The 16,962-nt window shown below is 62.4% G+C and carries 15 protein-coding genes and 1 pseudogene; 5 read left to right on the top strand and 11 right to left on the bottom strand.

Going from position 1 to position 16,962, the window contains the following annotated elements:
- Positions 1-268: 268 nt before the first annotated feature.
- The 3 genes from ribB to HJB84_RS21975 all read right to left on the bottom strand — a co-directional run bounded on the left by ribB (position 269) and on the right by HJB84_RS21975 (position 5,865).
- Positions 269-1,372 (bottom strand): 3,4-dihydroxy-2-butanone-4-phosphate synthase, encoded by a 1,104-nt coding sequence (gene ribB / locus HJB84_RS21965; RefSeq protein ID WP_221116887.1) that lies wholly within the window; start codon positions 1,370-1,372, stop codon positions 269-271.
- 12 nt (positions 1,373-1,384) lie between these two features.
- Positions 1,385-2,482, bottom strand: coding sequence for a chorismate synthase (gene aroC / locus HJB84_RS21970; RefSeq protein ID WP_207583197.1), 1,098 nt, complete (start codon positions 2,480-2,482; stop codon positions 1,385-1,387).
- A 209-nt stretch (positions 2,483-2,691) separates the two neighbouring features.
- Entirely contained in the window at positions 2,692-5,865 is a 3,174-nt protein-coding gene (locus HJB84_RS21975; protein ID WP_207583198.1) for an EAL domain-containing protein, read from the bottom strand.
- A gap of 240 nt (positions 5,866-6,105) precedes the next feature.
- Between HJB84_RS21975 and HJB84_RS21980 the strand changes: the two genes are divergently transcribed.
- Together HJB84_RS21980 and HJB84_RS33635 are read left to right on the top strand one after the other, a co-directional pair.
- On the top strand, positions 6,106-6,366 hold the full coding sequence (locus tag HJB84_RS21980; RefSeq protein WP_003569889.1) for a DUF1344 domain-containing protein: 261 nt from the start codon (positions 6,106-6,108) through the stop codon (positions 6,364-6,366).
- Positions 6,367-6,457: 91 nt separating this feature from the next.
- Positions 6,458-6,652 (top strand): annotated as a pseudogene (locus HJB84_RS33635) (type II toxin-antitoxin system HicA family toxin).
- A 14-nt stretch (positions 6,653-6,666) separates the two neighbouring features.
- Here the strand turns inward: HJB84_RS33635 and HJB84_RS21985 are convergent.
- The 4 genes from HJB84_RS21985 to HJB84_RS22000 form a co-directional block, all read right to left on the bottom strand.
- A complete protein-coding gene (locus HJB84_RS21985) occupies positions 6,667-7,257 on the bottom strand; it encodes a histidine phosphatase family protein (protein ID WP_207583199.1) in 591 nt (196 codons plus the stop codon).
- 21 nt (positions 7,258-7,278) lie between these two features.
- Positions 7,279-8,097, bottom strand: a complete 819-nt coding sequence (gene fabI / locus HJB84_RS21990; RefSeq protein WP_207583200.1) for an enoyl-ACP reductase FabI — start codon at positions 8,095-8,097, stop codon at positions 7,279-7,281.
- Between the two features lie 122 nt (positions 8,098-8,219).
- Positions 8,220-9,410 carry a DnaJ C-terminal domain-containing protein gene (locus HJB84_RS21995; RefSeq protein ID WP_207583201.1) on the bottom strand — a complete coding sequence of 397 codons (1,191 nt, stop codon included), beginning with the start codon at positions 9,408-9,410 and terminating at the stop codon, positions 8,220-8,222.
- A gap of 283 nt (positions 9,411-9,693) precedes the next feature.
- Positions 9,694-10,152, bottom strand: a complete 459-nt coding sequence (locus tag HJB84_RS22000; RefSeq protein ID WP_207583202.1) for an RT0821/Lpp0805 family surface protein — start codon at positions 10,150-10,152, stop codon at positions 9,694-9,696.
- A 65-nt stretch (positions 10,153-10,217) separates the two neighbouring features.
- Between HJB84_RS22000 and pdxH the strand changes: the two genes are divergently transcribed.
- Positions 10,218-10,838, top strand: a complete 621-nt coding sequence (gene pdxH, locus HJB84_RS22005; protein WP_207583203.1) for a pyridoxamine 5'-phosphate oxidase — start codon at positions 10,218-10,220, stop codon at positions 10,836-10,838.
- A gap of 6 nt (positions 10,839-10,844) precedes the next feature.
- Here pdxH and HJB84_RS22010 read toward each other — a convergent pair whose 3' ends face one another.
- Positions 10,845-11,882: a polysaccharide deacetylase family protein gene (locus HJB84_RS22010; RefSeq protein WP_221116888.1), complete on the bottom strand. Its 1,038-nt coding sequence runs from the start codon at positions 11,880-11,882 to the stop codon at positions 10,845-10,847.
- A gap of 220 nt (positions 11,883-12,102) precedes the next feature.
- Between HJB84_RS22010 and HJB84_RS22015 the strand changes: the two genes are divergently transcribed.
- Together HJB84_RS22015 and HJB84_RS22020 are read left to right on the top strand one after the other, a co-directional pair.
- On the top strand, positions 12,103-13,386 hold the full coding sequence (locus tag HJB84_RS22015; protein ID WP_207583205.1) for a D-alanyl-D-alanine carboxypeptidase family protein: 1,284 nt from the start codon (positions 12,103-12,105) through the stop codon (positions 13,384-13,386).
- An 83-nt stretch (positions 13,387-13,469) separates the two neighbouring features.
- Complete coding sequence (locus HJB84_RS22020; RefSeq protein WP_207583206.1) at positions 13,470-13,787, top strand: pyrophosphatase; 318 nt, start codon at positions 13,470-13,472, stop codon at positions 13,785-13,787.
- A 19-nt stretch (positions 13,788-13,806) separates the two neighbouring features.
- Here the strand turns inward: HJB84_RS22020 and HJB84_RS22025 are convergent, their stop codons facing one another.
- The 3 genes from HJB84_RS22025 to HJB84_RS22035 all read right to left on the bottom strand — a co-directional run bounded on the left by HJB84_RS22025 (position 13,807) and on the right by HJB84_RS22035 (position 16,802).
- On the bottom strand, positions 13,807-14,298 hold the full coding sequence (locus HJB84_RS22025) for a GNAT family N-acetyltransferase (protein WP_221116889.1): 492 nt from the start codon (positions 14,296-14,298) through the stop codon (positions 13,807-13,809).
- Positions 14,299-14,315: 17 nt separating this feature from the next.
- Positions 14,316-15,731, bottom strand: a complete 1,416-nt coding sequence (gene tldD, locus HJB84_RS22030) for a metalloprotease TldD (RefSeq protein WP_221116890.1) — start codon at positions 15,729-15,731, stop codon at positions 14,316-14,318.
- 399 nt (positions 15,732-16,130) lie between these two features.
- Positions 16,131-16,802, bottom strand: a complete 672-nt coding sequence (locus HJB84_RS22035; RefSeq protein ID WP_221116891.1) for an invasion associated locus B family protein — start codon at positions 16,800-16,802, stop codon at positions 16,131-16,133.
- Positions 16,803-16,962: the final 160 nt, after the last annotated feature.

Raw genomic sequence — 16,962 nt, forward strand, 5'->3', positions numbered from 1 at the left:
ATGGAACGGCGGACGGAGACCCAGGCTCTCCCACGGGCTTGGTGTCCCAAAGGTGCAACGGTCTTCCATCCGCCACCGCAACAGGCAGTACTACGCCAATAGCGGGTAAAGGGAAGTTACAAAGGTGGCGGCAGCCGGATGAGGGGGCTTCATAGCACGCCGCTCATTATTGCCCTTCGCTCGCGCTCAGTGCATTCGCTCCTAGCGTCGCTCACCCCCTTATCTGTCCTTCGGACATCTCTCCCCGCTGGGGAGAAGGGGGAAACCCTCAGCAGATCTCCGTCGTGCTGATCTTGATGCCGAAACCTTCCAGGCCGACATAGTGGCGCTCGCGGCTGGTCAGCAGCTTGATCGAGCTGACGCCGAGGTCCTTGAGGATCTGGGCCCCGAGGCCGATTTCCAGCCATTCGCTGTCGCGCGTCTGGGCTTCGGCATGGGCCTCGCGGCCCTGGTTGCGGGCTTTGCGGCCATTGTCGTGGTGGCCGACGCCGACCGAGCCTTCGCGCAGATAGACGATGACGCCGCGGCCTTCCTCGGAAATCTTCTGCATGTAGAAATCGACCGGGCTGTTCTTGCCAAACAGATCCTCGGCGACATTTTCCGGATGCAGGCGCACCGGGATATCGACGCCGTCGCGAATATCGCCGAAGACGACGGCGAGATGCTGCATCGGGTCCCAGGGCAGGGAATAGGTATGGGCCTTGGCCTTGCCGAACGGCGTGTCGACATCGAAACTGGTGCCGAGTTCGATCAGCGTTTCCTTGCGCTGGCGATAGGCGATGAGATCGGCGACGGAGACGAGCTTCAGCCCGTGCTGCTCGGCGAAATCGACCACCTGCGGGCCGCGCGTGACGGTGCCGTCATCGTTGACGAGTTCGGAGATGACGCCGATCGGCGGCAGGCCGGCGAGCTTGCAGAGGTCGACGGCAGCTTCCGTATGGCCGGAGCGCATCAGCACGCCGCCCTCGCGGGAAACCAGCGGGAAGATGTGGCCTGGACGGACGAAATCGGCAGCGCCGACATTCGGGTTGGCAAGGTTGCGCACCGTCAGCGTCCGGTCGTCGGCGGAAATGCCGGTCGTCGTGCCATGCTTGAAATCGACCGAGACGGTGAAGGCCGTCGTATGGGCCGAATCGTTTTCCGCCACCATGGCGTTGAGGTTGAGGCGCCTGGCCTCCTCCTTCGGCATCGGCGCGCAGACGATGCCTGAAGTGTGGCGCACGATGAAGGCCATCTTCTCCGGCGTGGTATGGACGGCGGCAACGATCAGGTCACCTTCGTTCTCGCGGTCATTGTCGTCCATGACGACGACGATCTCGCCGGCCTCGAAGGCCCTGATGGCGTCGACGACGCGCTTCTGGTCATAAGACATGAGCGAGCACTCCTATTTCAGGCGGCCGGTCTGGCCGCGGTCGCGAAGATAATGGTCGGCGACGGCGCAGGCGACCATCGCCTCGCCGATCGGCACGGCCCGGATGCCGACGCAGGGGTCGTGCCGGCCCTTGGTGCGGATATCGACATTGTTGCCGCTGGCATCGATCGACTGGCGTTCTGTCAGGATCGAGGAGGTCGGCTTGACGGCGAAACGCGCCACCACCGGCTGTCCGGTCGAGATGCCGCCGAGAATACCGCCGGCATTGTTGGAAAGAAAGATCGGCACACCGTCATTGCCCATGCGCATTTCGTCGGCATTGTCTTCGCCGCTGGTCTCGGCAGCGGCAAAACCATTGCCGATCTCGACGCCCTTGACGGCGTTGATCGACATCAGCAGCGAAGCGATATCTTGGTCGAGCTTGGCGTAGATCGGCGCGCCGAGACCGGCCGGCACACCTTCGGCGATCACTTCGACGACCGCGCCGATCGACGAGCCGTTCTTGCGGATGCCGTCGAGATATTCCTCCCAGACCGGCACGATGGCCGCATCGGGGGAGAAGAACGGGTTCTGCCCGACTTGGTCCCAATCCCAGTTGCGGCGGTCGATCTTGTGTTTGCCGATCTGCACCAGCGCGCCGCGCACGGTGACGCCAGGCACGACGAGACGGGCGATGCCGCCGGCGGCAACCCGCGCCGCGGTCTCGCGCGCCGAGGAACGGCCGCCGCCGCGATAATCGCGAATGCCGTATTTGAGGTCATAGGTATAATCCGCATGGCCGGGGCGGTATTGCCTGGCGATCTCGCCGTAATCCTTGGAGCGCTGGTCGGTGTTTTCGATCAGCATCGAAATCGGCGTGCCGGTTGATGTCATCGTCTCGCCATCGGCATCGAGCATGACGCCGGATAGTACCTTGACCAGATCGTCCTCGCGCCGCTGCGTGACGAAGCGGGATTGCCCGGGCTTGCGCTTGTCGAGCCAGACCTGCAGATCCGCGAGCGTGAAGCGCAGCCCCGGAGGGCAGCCGTCGACGACGCAGCCGAGCGCCGGACCATGGCTTTCGCCCCAGGTGGTTACGCGGAAGAGGTGACCGAATGTATTGTGCGACATGTGTTCCCACGGTGGCGCGCCAAAGCCGGTCGCGCCATTGCTTGAAAAGGCGCGACACTCATAGGCCAAAAAACCGTCGAGGCAAAAGCCTTTCTTTGCGCCAAACCGGCAGTCGCGGGAATGCTGTTCCGGATGGAGCGCGCATCGTTAAGCCACCTTCACTCCGCCAGCCGAAAGAGCCGAGGACGAGGGCGATCAGCGGACGTCGATCACGACGCCAGCCGCCATCCCGTTCCGGTCGCCTCGTTGGTGAAATCATCGAAGGAGAGCGGCCGGGAGAAGGCAAAGCCCTGCAGGATATCGCAGCCGAGATCGCGCAGCAGTTCGGCATGCGCCGCCGTCTCCACCCCTTCGGCCACTGTCTCGACGCCGAGCGAGCGGGCGATCTCGATGATCGAGCGGACCAGCGCCCGCTCCTGCGAGGCATTGACGATCGGCTGCACCAACTGGCGGTCGATCTTCAGCCGCTTCGGCTTCAGCTTCAACAGGCTGACGATCGAGGTATGGCCGGTGCCGAAATCGTCGATCTCGATATCGATGCCGAGCGCCTTGATGCGCTCGAGGTTGTGCGAGACCACATCCTCGCTCTCGTCGAGGAAGATCGATTCCACCAGTTCGAAGGAGATCTCGCCGGGGCGGATCTGCAGATCTGTAAGCGATTCCAGCAGGCTGCCGTCATGCAGCCGCCGCGCCGAGACATTGACCGAGACCTTGGGCACGGCAATCCCCAGCGCCGTCCAGCGCATCTTGTCGCGCAACGCCGTTTCGAGCACGATCCGGTCGAGCATCTGCACCACATTGATCTCGTCGGCAATGCGCAGGAACTTGTCGGGCGCGAGCAGACCTTTGACCGGATGGTTCCAGCGCACCAGCGCCTCCACACCCGTCAGCTCCATCGTCCGGGCGCAGAATTGCGGCTGATACCAGGCGGTGAATTCGCCATTGTCGATGCCGGCGAGGATCTCGTCGGCGGTGCGCTTGGTGTTGATGATATCGGCCTGGAGATTGTGGTTGAAGAATTCGAAGCGGTTGCGGCCCATGCTCTTGGCGCGGTAGAGCGCGATATCGGCATTGATCAGCACCTTGCGTGCGTCGACATGAATGCCGTTGGCGAGCGCCACGCCGATCGACACGCCGCAGCGGCAGGAAAAACCCTGGAAATCGATCGGCTGGCGCATCTCCTCGATGATCCTGGTCGAAAGCTGCGCCATCTCCTTGTCGCCGACCTCAAGCGCGAGGATGACGAATTCGTCGCCGCCGATGCGCGCCACGATGTCGCTGCCGCGGACATTTTTGGCGAGCACCTTCGAGGCGTGCACGAGCATGGCATCGCCGGCGGCATGGCCAAGCGTGTCGTTGATGTCCTTGAAGCGGTCGAGGTCGATGTGCAGGATCGAGAATTTCTGCCGTTGCCGGCGGCCGTCATTGGTCAGTTCTTCAAGCGCGATGTCGAGCTTGCGGCGATTGGCGAGTGCGGTCAGCGGGTCGTGCAGCGAATTGTGCTCGATCCTGTTCTTGGCAAGCTCGAGCTCGATATTCTTGGCGACCGCCTCGTCCTTGGCCGCCTTCAGCCGGATGGTCATCAGCACGTCTTCGGTGGCGTCGAAGGCGATGCCCATGATCTTCATCTCGCCGGTCCCCGTCTGGTGGACCTTGCCGACCGAGCGCACGTAACGCACTGAGCCGTCGTCGACGATCACCCGGCAGACGAGGGTGTGCGTATCGCCGTTCTGCTTGAAGTGGCGTGCGCTTTCGAGCGCCAGAGCCCGATCCTCGGGATGGATGCGCGAAAGCCAGGTCTCCTCGGTCATGAAGCCGTTGCGCGGCCCAAGCCCATAGAGTTCGTGCATCCGCTCGTTCCAGATCGAGCCGCCTCGGTGGGGCCGCGCTTCCCATATGCCGCATTGATAGGAATTGAGCGCCAGGTCGAGCCGGCTCGACAGCTCGGCGAGCTGCCCCTCGCGGCTGGAAAGCTCTTCAAGCGCCAGCTCCAGCTCGGCATTCTTGACCTCGCTTGTATCCTTGGCCTTGCGCAGCATGTCGGTGGTCACCGCATCGGCGGTCACGTCCCAGACGATGCCGATCGTCTTGCTGACGCCGCCGGCATCCGTATAGAAGGCCCCGACCGAGCGCAGGTGCCGGATGCCGCCATCGGCAAGCAGGATGCGGTACTGCGCCGTGCAGGCAGTACCGGCGATGCTGCAGCTGAAGAAATGCACTTCGGCGATGTCTCGGTCCTCCGGCAGGATCGCCGCCAGCCATTCGTCGAGCGCCCGGCTTCCTTCCTGCGCCGGCTTGCCGTGCAGTGCTGCGGCGCGCGCATCCCAGAGCAGGCTGCTCGTATGATCCTGCAGCTCCCAGATGCCGATATTCGAGGATTTCAGCGCCAGATTCAGCCGCTGCGACAGTTCCTTGAGTTTCGCCTCGCGCGTCTCCAGCTCGGTGATGTTGCGATTGCGCTCGCCGAGCAGGAGTGTGGCGAAGAAGATCGGGATGATGATGATGCAGCCGGCGGCAGCGACGATCAGGCGCAACTCGGTTCGGTTTTCCGGTATCGCGTCCCAGCCGCTGTTCGGGACGACGGAGAGTTCCCACTTGCCGCCGGCAAAGCCGATCTTCTGGCGCATCGGATCCTTGTCGTCGATATCGGACGACCCGAAGAAGGGCGCGGCTGTCACGGCCCTCGCCGGCGAGCCAATATCCCGGATGGCGATCGAAAGATGGTCGAGATGCGGATAACGTTCCCGGTTCTCGCGGTCGCGCGCCGGCATCAGCCCGGTCGCCTCGTAGAACATCTGCTGGTCGATGATGAGTTCAACCGCTCCCCAGATCCGCCGCTGGCCGTTCTCCTTGATGAAAACCGGGAAGAATATGGCAAAGGCGTCGCGGCCCTCGGCGCTGATCGGGCCATAGAAGCGGGCCGACTGATCGCCGGCTGCAGGCGTCATCGCCTGGCGTGAAAAAAGCGCTTCGCGCACGTCGCGGCCGATTCGCGGATTGCCCGATTGCGGTGGATAGACGTTGCTGACGATGAAATCGGGGGCGACGGCGATATGAATGAAGGATGGGTTCTGAATCAGCAGCCAATTGATCTGCCGCTCCATCTCCTCTCCGTTTGCTGCGCTGACGGAGATCAGATTGGTCAGGTCGCGGACGATGCTGAGGTCCATGTGGATCTCCGCCATGACCCGGGCGCGGATGAGGTTAGCCTCGCTTTCGGTGCGGATATGAAGTTCGCGCTCATAAGATGCCGTATTCGCGCGGTCGAGGCCGAAGCCGACCATGATGACGACAAGGGCGGCAAACGATGAAACCAGGAACGAGACGCGGGTATTCCTCAACACGCGCCGCAACTGCTTGTTGTCGCTCAGCCTGGATAGCAAAATGAAACCCCCATCGTCCGGGCAACTGTAGGGGGCGGGGGTTAATTTACGATTGCCCGCAGGCGATGCCAAAAATCATGGGAAGGGAAAACCGCGGTTAACGCGGCACCTTGATTATATTTAAAATCCTATTCATCAATTAGGCGGGAAAAGACATTCTTACGGGCAATTTTCGCCATATTCAGGAGGCTATGTGTGGCCAGTCATGTTCTCGTGCAGCGTTTGAAAAGGATTGTCGCCATGCGTTTCGTCGTCGCCACGCTTTTGGCAACAGCAAGTTTCCTGTCGCCGATGAGCGGTTTTGCCGAGAGCGCCGATGTCGAGGCGACGATCAAGAAGGTCGACACCGCCAATCTCGTGCTGACGCTCGATGACGGCAAAACCTATCAGGCGCCCGAGGAATTCAATTTCGATGGCCTGGAAGCCGGCGTGAAGGTGATCGTCTTCTATACCGAAGTCGACGGCAAGCGCGTCATCAACGATCTCGATATCGTCAAGTAGGAAGCCTAAACGTCGAGAGCGGCTATAAATTCCTCTTCATTCAGCTACTACATACACTATGACACGCCGGCCAATCCGACCTACTGAGCGCATGGCCGGCTATCTACGTGAACTCAAAGAGCTACTGTTGAAAGCCGGCTGCGAATATGTGCGACCGGGAAAGGGTGATCACGAAATCTGGTAAAGCCCGATTTCCAACCGCCATTTCACGGTCGATCATGGGGTAAAATCACGCCATACAGCCAATGAAATGCTGAAACAGGCGGGACTTCCGAAAGCATTTTGATTCAGATGCAATGCCTACAGCCAGACGATCGTCCGCTCGGCGGTGTCGATCCTGGCGATCTGGTCCTGCGGGATTGCGCCTTCGGCAGCGCTGCTCTTCGGCAGGTTGGAAATCGCCTGGAACAGCGTGCGGATGACGCCGCCGTGGGTGACGCAGACCGTCGGGCGATCGACGGATTGCAGCCATGAGCCGGTGCGCCAGGAGAGGATCTCGTAGCTCTCCGCGTCATTGCCGGGCGGGATGAAATCCCATTTCGAGGCGTTGCGTTCGGCCACCCGCTCGCGCTGCGTCGCCTTCAATTCCTTGATCGTCGAGCCCTCCCAGTCGCCGAAGGAAATCTCGACCAGCCTCGGATCGGTGCGATAGGCAAGCGGCGGCAGGCCCATGGCGGTGCGCATGATTTCCATCGTCGCGCGGGTGCGGCCGAGCGGGCTCGCGACGAAATCGAATTCATCGACGGTGTCGCCGAGAATCCCGGCAAGCGCGATGCCGTTCTGCCGGGCCTGTTCCAGGCCCGTGGCATTCATCGGAACGTCCTTCTGACCCTGCAGGCGGCGCTCGGCATTCCAGGCAGTCTGGCCGTGTCTGATCACGTAGATAAGCACGGTCTCGGCTCCGGAAATGCTTTAGTCCTTGATGACGGAAATGTCGGGCGCGTCGACCGCCTTCATGCCGATGACATGATAGCCGCTGTCGGCATGGTGCACTTCGCCGGTGACGGAGCGCGACAGGTCCGACAGGAGATAGAGGCCGACATCGCCGACTTCCTCGATGGTGACGGTCCGGCGCAGCGGCGCGTTGTATTCGTTCCACTTCAGAATGTAGCGGAAATCGCCGATGCCGGAGGCGGCAAGCGTCTTGATCGGCCCGGCCGAGACGGCGTTGACGCGAATGTTCTGCGGCCCGAGGTCGACGGCCAGATATTTGACGCTCGCTTCGAGCGCGGCCTTGGCGACGCCCATGACGTTATAATTCGGCATCACCTTTTCGGCGCCGTAATAGGTCAGCGTCAGCATGGCGCCGCCATCCGTCATCAGCTTCTCGGCGCGGCGTGCGACCGAGGTGAAGGAATAGACGGAGATCTGCATCGTCTTGGCGAAATTGTCGGCCGAGGTGTCGACGTAACGGCCGGTCAGCTCGTCCTTGTCGGAGAAGCCGATCGCATGCACGAGGAAATCGATCTTGCCCCAGAGCTTTTCGACGTTTTCGAAAACGGCGTCGATCGTGGCTTCGTCGGCAACGTCACAGTGGCCGACCAGCGTCGCGCCGATTTCGGCGGCGAGCGGCTCGACGCGCTTCTTCAGCGCATCGCCCTGGTAGGTCAGCGCGACTTCTCCGCCCTGCGCATGAATGGCCTTGGCAATACCCCACGCAATCGAACGATTGTTGGCGACACCCATGATGACGCCGCGTTTGCCTGCCATGAGGCCGGATGCTTGAGCCATATTTCGCTCCCTAGGAATTCTGATTGATCCTGCCTATGGCATAGGCCGCTAATCGGTTCAAGCTTGGCCTGGATCATCAACTGTTAGGTATCGTAACAAAGGGTGCGAAAGTCATAAATATTTCACAGGAACAGGCCTTCGCGCATGCTCCGCATCAGATCGGTGACTTTGTCGTCGGGTTTTTCCCACAGGATAATGCGCAATTCGACGACTAGATCGCCTCTGCCGCCCTCTTCGCGGGGCAATCCCTGGCCGGGGATGCTGATCGTCTTGTCCGAGCCCGACCACGCGGGGACCGTGATGTTGAGCGGCCCGCTCGGTCCCTCGATGCGCGCCTCGGTGCCGAGAACGGCATTTTCGATGCTGAGCGGCAGCACGGCGTGCAGGTCGAAGCCGTCGACCGTGAAGCGCGGATCGGGCGCAATGCGGATATTGATGACGGCATCGCCGCGTTGCATGCCCGGCAGCTTGAAGCCCTGTCCCTTGAGCCGCAGTTCGTGGCCATCCCTCGTGCCGGCCGGCAATGCGAAGCCGATCTCGCGACCCTCCGGCAGTGACGCGGTGATCCAGCCGCTCTTCAACACGTCGTCGATCGTCACCGTTGCCGTCGCCACCTCATCCGGTGCTTTTTCCAGGCCGGTATCCTTGGCGCCGGTGAAACGGCGCACCAGGGAGGTCAGGATGCTGAGCGGCAGCGGCAGGTTGGCGCCGGCATTTGGCCCAGCCTCGCCGGCCTCCTCGTCGACCTTGGTGTCGGCCTCCGCGGCGTCGCCGTCCACGCGCCTGCTGGCCTCGCCCGCCTGCTGATTCTGGGCCTGCTGGTTTTGGGCCTGCTGGTATTGCGCCTGTTGCGCGCGGCCCTGCGCCTGGCCGCCGCCGGCAGCGCGTGCCTGGGCGCCGAAAATGCGCTCGACCATCTCGTCGGCGGGCTCAGCCGATCCTGCCTGTTGTCTGGGGCCTTCGGCAGCCGCCTTCTGGGCGGCGCGCGCAAGCTCTTCCATCACCCGCTCGGCATTGGCCTGCGCCGCCTTGGCGCGCACGGCAGCCTCGCGCGCGGCGTGCCGCTGCTGCATGATCGTCTGTTCGTTTTTCTTGGCTTCCGCCATCCGCACGGCATTGTCGAACAGACTGCGTTTGCGCGGGTCCTTCAGCGTTTCATAGGCGCGACCGATCTCGGCGAACCGGGCCGTCGCCGTCGGGTCGCTCTGATTATGGTCGGGATGGGCAGATTTGGCCATATTGCGCCAAGCCGCCTTAATCTCGTCTGCCGCCGCGTCGCGCCTGACGCCCAGAATTTTATAAGGATCGCGCATGTCAAACCGCCGGTGTTGCGATGCGGGAGGCCACGTCCTTGCCCGGCATCCCCAAATTTCAATAGTAAAAGCTCAATATCAACTCGGAACGCGCCATCCCGCCGCAAAGGCAGGGACAACCCCTCTCAACGCTGATCGTGCGTCGGAGTTGCTAATCACTTCTTATTTCTGTGGGGAGATGTGCGATGTTTTGCGTCGAATGGTTAGCTTTTTGCTAAGCATGCGGCGGAAAGCCCGCAGGCGTTAACCTGTCGGCGATGCCGGATCAGCTCGTTTGCCCGAATTAACTTTCCGGCTGAAAGCTCAAAAGCTGCCAGTTGCCGCCACCGACGAGGCAGGTCTTGCCGTAAAATTTGGCGATACCGACATAGGAATGCCGCGTGGTGCGGAACTGGCGGCAGATCTGGCCTGATTCGTTGTTCTCGACGATCGTATCGATGACGCCGGCGCTGCCCGTCGATGCATTCGCCCAGGGAAGCGGCTGGCCCTCGAGCCTTTGCACATCGGCCGAGGTTACGGCATTGCGCACGGTCATCTCGTCGGAAAGCGTATCGGTGCTCGGCGGCGTCTGCGGCACGGTGCCGGTTGCCACCGACCGGTCGACCTTGGCTTCACTGAGAAAATCCATGCCGCCTGCAAGGCAGCCGGAAAGCGAAAGCATTGCAACGCCGATGACGAAGAACACGCTGCTGCGTCGCCGCAGGCCCTTTGTATGGCGATATGACTTTGCTATGACTTCCACCCTGCATCCTGTCCAGTTATCGAAAGCTGGGCGAGTTTTGAATAATCCGGGGCATTTGAACCAATATGTCGGCAAACGAGTTAACAAGCGGTGACTTTACCGAAAGTGGCGAACCCTTCAAGCTCTTTGCCGAATGGCTTGGAGAAGCGGAGGCTTCCGAACCCAACGACCCGAACGCCGTGGCACTGGCAACGGTCGATGAGGATGGTCTTCCCAATGTCCGCATGGTTCTCCTGAAGGGATTCGACGAAGACGGTTTCGTCTTCTACACCAATTTCGAGAGCCATAAAGGCCTTGAAATTCTGGGCCAGAAAAAGGCCGCCATGTGCTTTCACTGGAAAAGCCTGCGCCGCCAGGTAAGGCTGCGCGGCCCGGTCGAGATCGTCACCGATGCCGAAGCCGATGCCTATTTCAAGACGCGGGCGCGCGGCAGCCGCATCGGCGCCTGGGCTTCGAAACAATCCCGCCCGCTCGAAAGCCGTTTCGCACTTGAAAAGGCCGTGGCCGAATATACCGCGCGATATGCCATCGGCGATATTCCACGCCCCGCCCACTGGTCGGGCTTCCGCATCCGGCCGACCTCGATCGAATTCTGGAAAGATCAGAAATTCCGCCTGCATGACCGGGTCGAATTCCGCCGGCCCTCGCCGGAAGGCGCATGGGACAAGGTCAGGATGTATCCATAAGCGGCGCTATTTGCCCATCAGCTTCAGCGGAATGCCGGAGGCAAGGGCGGAGACGTAGCGTCGCTTCTGGTAGAAGCCGTTCAGCGAAATGCGTGAGAGATAGGCGGTTTGCTTCGCCGCCGGCAGGCCCGGCTGGGTGGTGACGGCAGCCTGAAAGCCGAGATTGCGGGCAATCGCCGCCTCGCGCGCGGTCACAGCCTCCGGTGTGCCGTAGGGGTAGGCGATCGTCACGGGGCGGATGCCGGTCAGCGCCTCGACGTAATCGGCCGAAACCTGCATCTCGATCCGCGCTTCGGCTTCCGGCAGGCGGGCCAGCGCCCGATGGCTGATCGTATGGGCGCCGAGGGTTGCAAGCGGATGGGTCGCCAGCCATTGCAACTGGCCGGGCTGCATCACCAGTTCGCGGGTGATATCGGTCGGCTCGATGCCGTTTTCCCGGGCCAGCATGTCGATTGCGGCGACCGCCCGCGCCTCGTCGGAGCGGTGGATATAGGCGGCGAAGCGGTCGAAGGCACCCCATTGCTGCTGCGGATTGTTGAGCATCAGTCGTTCGCTGCCGCGGCCGAAATCGAAGCGGAGTTCGCTTTGCCGGCGCAACAGGACGGCGAGCGTCTCCCACCAGATGCTGTGCGAGCCCTCGGCAAAACCCTTGGCGACGAACACCGTGAACGGCGCCCGATGCTGTTCGAACAGCGGCAGCGCATGCTCCAGATTGTTGATGTAGCCGTCGTCGAGCGTGAAGGCCGCGAAAGGCTTTCCGCCCTCGGGCTCGGCCAGCAGCGCCGGCACCTGATCGAGCGGCACGAAGCGATAGCCCTCCCGCCGCAGCCGCCGCAGCGCGGTATCGAGAAAACGCGGGGTGATTTCGAGATGCGCGTTCGGCTCGAAAGCCTCCGGCACGTGCGGGCGGACATGATGCAGCGTGAAGATGACGCCGCGCCCACGGGCTTCGCGCATCAGCCCGGCGGCGGCGAGAAGCCAGGAGAGCTCGAGCCCGGCGCCGATCGCTGCGCGTTTTGCCAGTCGCTTCAAATGTCCCGTCATCAGGCGCCTGTCCCCAACATTTGCGGGAAAATAGCAAGCGCGACTTAAGGCTTGCTGAATCCCGATTTTGCACAGGCCTCTCATTTCCTGTTAACCAAGACGATGAAAAGACTAGAAAAATGATAGGCGTTGCCTCAAAGTCGCGCCAAACTTACGGCTTCTGTCACATTACGGCACAAAGGCCGATCCATTCGAGAGCCGACGCATCAAGGGGAACTGCATGAGAACGCTTTTGGCGGCTGTTTTGACCGTAACGCTTGCCGTTTCGGCGCCTCTTGCAGCCCTTGCCGGCAGCGCCTCGCTGGTCCTCGATGCCCGCACCGGCAAGGTTCTCGTCGCCGAAAACGCCGATACGCTGAACCATCCGGCCTCGCTGACGAAGATGATGACGCTCTATCTCACCTTCGAAGCTCTGAAGCGCGGCAAGATCGCCTGGGATACGCCGATCAAGATGTCGAAATACGCCGCTTCCCGGCCGCCGACCAAGCTTGGCGTCAAGGCTGGTGGTACGATCACCGTGCGCGAGGCGGTCTATGGCATGATCATCAAATCCGCCAATGATGCAGCCTCCGCCATGGGCGAAAAGCTCGGCGGCTCGGAAAGCGGTTTTGCCGGGATGATGACCGCCAAAGCCCGCCAGCTCGGTATGAGCCGCACCGTTTTCGTCAACGCCTCAGGCCTGCCGGACGGTCGTCAGGTCACCACGGCGCGTGACATGTCGACGCTCGCCATCGCGCTGATGAAGAATTATCCGAACGAATACCGGCTGTTTTCGACGGCGAGCTTCAATTTCCGCGGCCGGACCGTGCGCGGCCACAATAATCTCATGTATCGCTACCAGGGCATGGACGGCATCAAGACCGGGTATACCAACGCCTCCGGCTTCAATCTCGTCAGCGCCGTCAGGGACGGCAACCGCCGGGTCGTCGGCGTCGTGCTCGGCGGCCGTACCGCCCGCAGCCGCGACGACAAGATGGCCGGTCTGCTCGATCGTTATCTCGGCCGTGCCTCGTCTTCCGGCGGTGCAAAGCTGGTGGCGAGCGTCGGCGCCAGCGAGCCTGTCGAAGTCGCGTCGGCCGCCGACGATTCCGATGTTCCGGTGCCGCTCAGCGCACCACGCCAGGCCGACGATCTCGCAGCCAAGAGCCTGGCCTATGCCGATGACACCGTCGTGCCGCTGGAGCGTCCGGTCGCGATGGACGAAATCCTGAACGCCGGCAAGGCGCCGAAGATGTCGGCAGAGAAGAGCGATGGCGACTGGCAGATCCAGATCTCGGCCGCTCCGAGCGCCGATGCGGCCCGGGCGCTTCTCGCCCAGGCGAAGTCTGAGGGCGGCGCGCCGCTCGTTTCCGCCTCGCCCTATACCGAGGCGGTCGGGAAGGGCGCCAACAAGATCTACCGCGCCCGCTTCGTCGGCTTCGCCAGCAAGGACGCCGCGGTCTCCGCCTGCGCTGCGCTGAAGCAGCGCTCCTATGACTGCATGCTGCTGCCAGAGCACGGCTGATCGTCAAATCACCCACTCGGGCAATCCCCTCTGGACACACATCGGGAATCAGCGTCTCTTCCATAAACAAAAGGAGAACGCCGATGTTGCGTCGTCTTGCCGACCAGTTCGAAATCTCTTCCTCGGCGCATGTCGCCGCCAACGGCATCGAACGCGACGCCGACTGGTTTCTGCTGAAACTGCAGGAGGAAATGGGCGAGCTGACCCAGGCATGGAACCGGCTGACCGGCCGCGGCCGTGCGAAAGGCCGCTCGCCTGAAGACATGCGGCGCGATCTGGCCGACGAGACGGCCGACCTTCTCGGCCACCTTCTGCTGTTTGCCCGCCGCAACGATATCGACCTTGCCGCGGCGATTGAACGGAAGTGGCTGTTTCAGCCGGCGGAGGTGCTGAAGGGCTGAGGCATGCCGGCCGCTGGAGTCAGTCGACCTTATGTCGATAAAACTTGCTGTCCACCGCCATCAACGGAAAGGAGCGGGGCAGGGCGCTCTTGGCGATCTCGGTAAAGCCGTTCTTCTCGTAGAAGCGGTGGGCGGCGACGAATTTGTCAGTCGTGCCGAGGAAAATTTCGGTGAGGCGGGCATCCCTGGCGTGGGAAAACATCCGGTCGAGGAGCCGCGCCGCCACCCTGTGTTCGCCACCGCGAACCGCGGCGGCGACGAACATCTTGCGCAGCGCCGCCTGATGATTGCCGATATCCTTGAGCCCGAGCGTGCCGACGATCGCGCCATCCTCGACCGCGACCCAGAACTGCCCCTTGCCGGACTGATAGAAATCCGGGATCACCCGCAGATCCGGCTGCGCATCGGCTGATATATCGATGCCGAACTCCTGGCGCTGGATCGTCAGGATCACCGACAGCACGGCATCGGCGTCGTCTTCCGTGAAACGCCTGATCTCGACCTCCGCCATCACAGGCTCCTTTCGCCTCAGGTCTGAGTGCCGCCGACCGTCACCTGATCCATGCGCAGATGCGGCTGGCCGACGCCGACGGGAACCCATTGGCCGCCCTTGCCGCAATTGCCGATGCCGGTATCGAGCTTCATGTCGTTGCCGATCATCGATACCCGCTTCATCGCATCCGGGCCGTTGCCGATCAGCATCGCGCCCTTGATCGGCGCGCCGACCTTGCCGTTTTCGATCAGATAGGCCTCGGTGCAGCCGAAGACGAACTTGCCGGAGGTGATATCCACCTGGCCGCCGCCGAAGGAAACGGCATAGATGCCCTTCTTCACCGAGGCGATGATTTCCTCAGGCGGCTTGTCGCCGCCAAGCATATAGGTGTTGGTCATGCGCGGCATCGGCACATGGGCATACCCCTGGCGGCGGCCGTTACCGGTCGGCGCCATACCCATCAGCCGAGCATTCTGGCGATCCTGCATATAGCCGACCAGCTTGCCGTTCTCGATCAGCACATTATAGCCGGAGGGCGTGCCCTCATCGTCGATGGTGATCGAGCCGCGGCGGTTGTCGATCGTGCCGTCGTCGACGACGGTGACACCGGGGGCGGCGACCATCTGGCCGAGCAGGCCGGCAAAGGCCGACGTCTTCTTGCGGTTGAAATCGCCTTCTAGCCCGTGGCCGACGGCCTCGTGCAGCATCACGCCCGGCCAGCCGGAGCCGAGTACGACATCCATCGTACCCGCCGGCGCATCGATCGCCTCGAGGTTGACGAGCGCCTGGCGCAGCGCCTCGTCGGCGCCATATTGCCAGCTGCCCTCGGCGATGAAGTCGCCGAAGCCGACGCGCCCGCCGCTGCCGTAGGAGCCGCTTTCCTGCCGATCGCCTTCGCCGACCATCACCGAAATGTTGATGCGCGTCATCGGCCGGATGTCGCGCACGCGGTGCCCGTCGGCGCGCAGGATGTCGACCACCTGCCAACTCGCCGCAACCGAGGCCGTCACCTGCCGCACCTTGTCGTTCTTGCCCCTGAGATAGGCGTCGATGTCCTGCAGGACCTTGACCTTTTCCTCGAAGCTCGGCTGGCCGATCGGGTTCTGGTCGCCGTAGAATTTCTTGTTGGTGCGTTGGGGGGCGGCTGCGTAAGTGCCGGAGTAGCCGCGTGTCACTGCGCCGACCGCATCCGCCGCCCGCTTCAGCGCCGCCACCGAGAGATCGCCGGCATGCGCGAAACCGACCGCTTCGCCGGCAACGGCGCGCAGGCCGAACCCCTGCTCGGTGTTGAAGCTGCCGCCCTTCAGCCGGCCATTGTCGAAGGTCAGCGCTTCGGCCTGCGCATGCTCGATAAACAGCTCGCCATCATCCGCGCCGGCGAGCGCCTCGGCGACCAGACCACGCATCGTGGCTTCGTCGGCATCGAATAGCGTCAGGAGATCGGTGGTCATGGTCTGGCTCCAATGGGCATACGTTCAGAAATGCGCTTACGCACTTAGATAGGGCTCCAACCGACAAAGAGTGAAGCCCTGCCGTCGAATTTTCTTTGTTGAGCAAGTTCATCTCAGGAGATGGGAGTGCGCGCGAAGGAGATATAAGTGTTTTGTCGCATTGCCCTGCAGGGGCGCTCCCGCCGGATGGCTTTCCCCGCGCCAGCGTCAAGTTTGGCTGGAACGTCACCCTATCCTCCGTCATCCTCGGCCTTGAGCCGAGGATCCATCCCCGCCACCGAGGGTGCCGCGTGGATGCTCGGGTCAAGCCCGAGCATGACGGAGGGTGGGATAAGCCTATGGAGCAAGTACAGCGACGGGGGAGGGGGCGAGCGTAGTTGCGCTACGCTCGCATAGCCCTCAAGGCAGCGCGTCGAAGCCTTCGGCGAAGCCTTTGAGGTCGACCGGGATGCCGATGCCTTCTTCGGGTGTCTGGAAGACGATGAAGGTTGCCTGGGCGCCGCTGCGGAAGGTTTTCAGCAGTTCGTCCTCGAGCACGACCTCGGCATAACAGCCATCGGCGAAGCAGCGGACGAAATAGGCACGGCCGATATCCTTGCCGTCGACATTGAGGCCGAGGCCGTTCGGCAGCAGCACGCCGAGCGGCGCCAGCACGCGGAGAATCTTCGACTTGCGGTCGGCCGTCTTCAGCACGACGACGGAAAGCCCGACCTCCGGCCGATCCTCGGCGATGACGTTCTGCATCAGCGCGCATTGTTCGGTCGAGGCGCCTGCCGGCTTGTCGCAGACGACGGACCATGCGCCGTGATTGGATTTCACCGTGCCCGGCGCCTGCGGCTGGGTCTGGCCGGGTGTCACCTGGATATTCGGACTGGCCGCACTCGGCTGCTGCGGCGTCGTAGCGGGAGCCGGGGCAGGGGCCGGCGCGGCAGCCGGCGGTTTGGCCTGGGCCGGCGTGGGTTGCTGTTGTGCGAAAACGGGCGTCGTCGCTGCGGCCGCGATGCTGGCGGTCACGAGAAGCGACTGCGCGAGGGAACGGAAACCCATGGAAACCTCTGGATATCGAATCATTTGCGGCTATTGTTGAAGCTGCCCACCAAAAATGAAAAGCCCCACCCCGTGAAAACCGGGGGACTGCGGCGGAAATTGGACCTTTCGGAAATAATGTGTGGCGCGCGGGTTGGCCGGAAAGCCGATTTTTCATATGCTGATGAAAAACTTGGGATGTTTT

Source organism: Rhizobium sp. NZLR1b, from assembly GCF_019685155.1.
Lineage (GTDB): Bacteria > Pseudomonadota > Alphaproteobacteria > Rhizobiales > Rhizobiaceae > Rhizobium.

Coding starts and splice junctions, on each gene's coding strand:
- HJB84_RS22010 (WP_221116888.1), bottom strand. CDS start 11,882: ATGACGGGACATTTGAAGCGACTGGCAAAACGCGCAGCGATCGGCGCC.
- aroC (WP_207583197.1), bottom strand. CDS start 2,482: ATGTCGCACAATACATTCGGTCACCTCTTCCGCGTAACCACCTGGGGC.
- HJB84_RS22035 (WP_221116891.1), bottom strand. CDS start 16,802: ATGATTCGATATCCAGAGGTTTCCATGGGTTTCCGTTCCCTCGCGCAG.
- pdxH (WP_207583203.1), top strand. CDS start 10,218: ATGTCGGCAAACGAGTTAACAAGCGGTGACTTTACCGAAAGTGGCGAA.
- HJB84_RS21980 (WP_003569889.1), top strand. CDS start 6,106: ATGCGTTTCGTCGTCGCCACGCTTTTGGCAACAGCAAGTTTCCTGTCG.
- HJB84_RS21995 (WP_207583201.1), bottom strand. CDS start 9,410: ATGCGCGATCCTTATAAAATTCTGGGCGTCAGGCGCGACGCGGCGGCA.
- HJB84_RS22015 (WP_207583205.1), top strand. CDS start 12,103: ATGAGAACGCTTTTGGCGGCTGTTTTGACCGTAACGCTTGCCGTTTCG.
- fabI (WP_207583200.1), bottom strand. CDS start 8,097: ATGGCTCAAGCATCCGGCCTCATGGCAGGCAAACGCGGCGTCATCATG.
- ribB (WP_221116887.1), bottom strand. CDS start 1,372: ATGTCTTATGACCAGAAGCGCGTCGTCGACGCCATCAGGGCCTTCGAG.
- HJB84_RS22025 (WP_221116889.1), bottom strand. CDS start 14,298: ATGGCGGAGGTCGAGATCAGGCGTTTCACGGAAGACGACGCCGATGCC.
- HJB84_RS22020 (WP_207583206.1), top strand. CDS start 13,470: ATGTTGCGTCGTCTTGCCGACCAGTTCGAAATCTCTTCCTCGGCGCAT.
- tldD (WP_221116890.1), bottom strand. CDS start 15,731: ATGACCACCGATCTCCTGACGCTATTCGATGCCGACGAAGCCACGATG.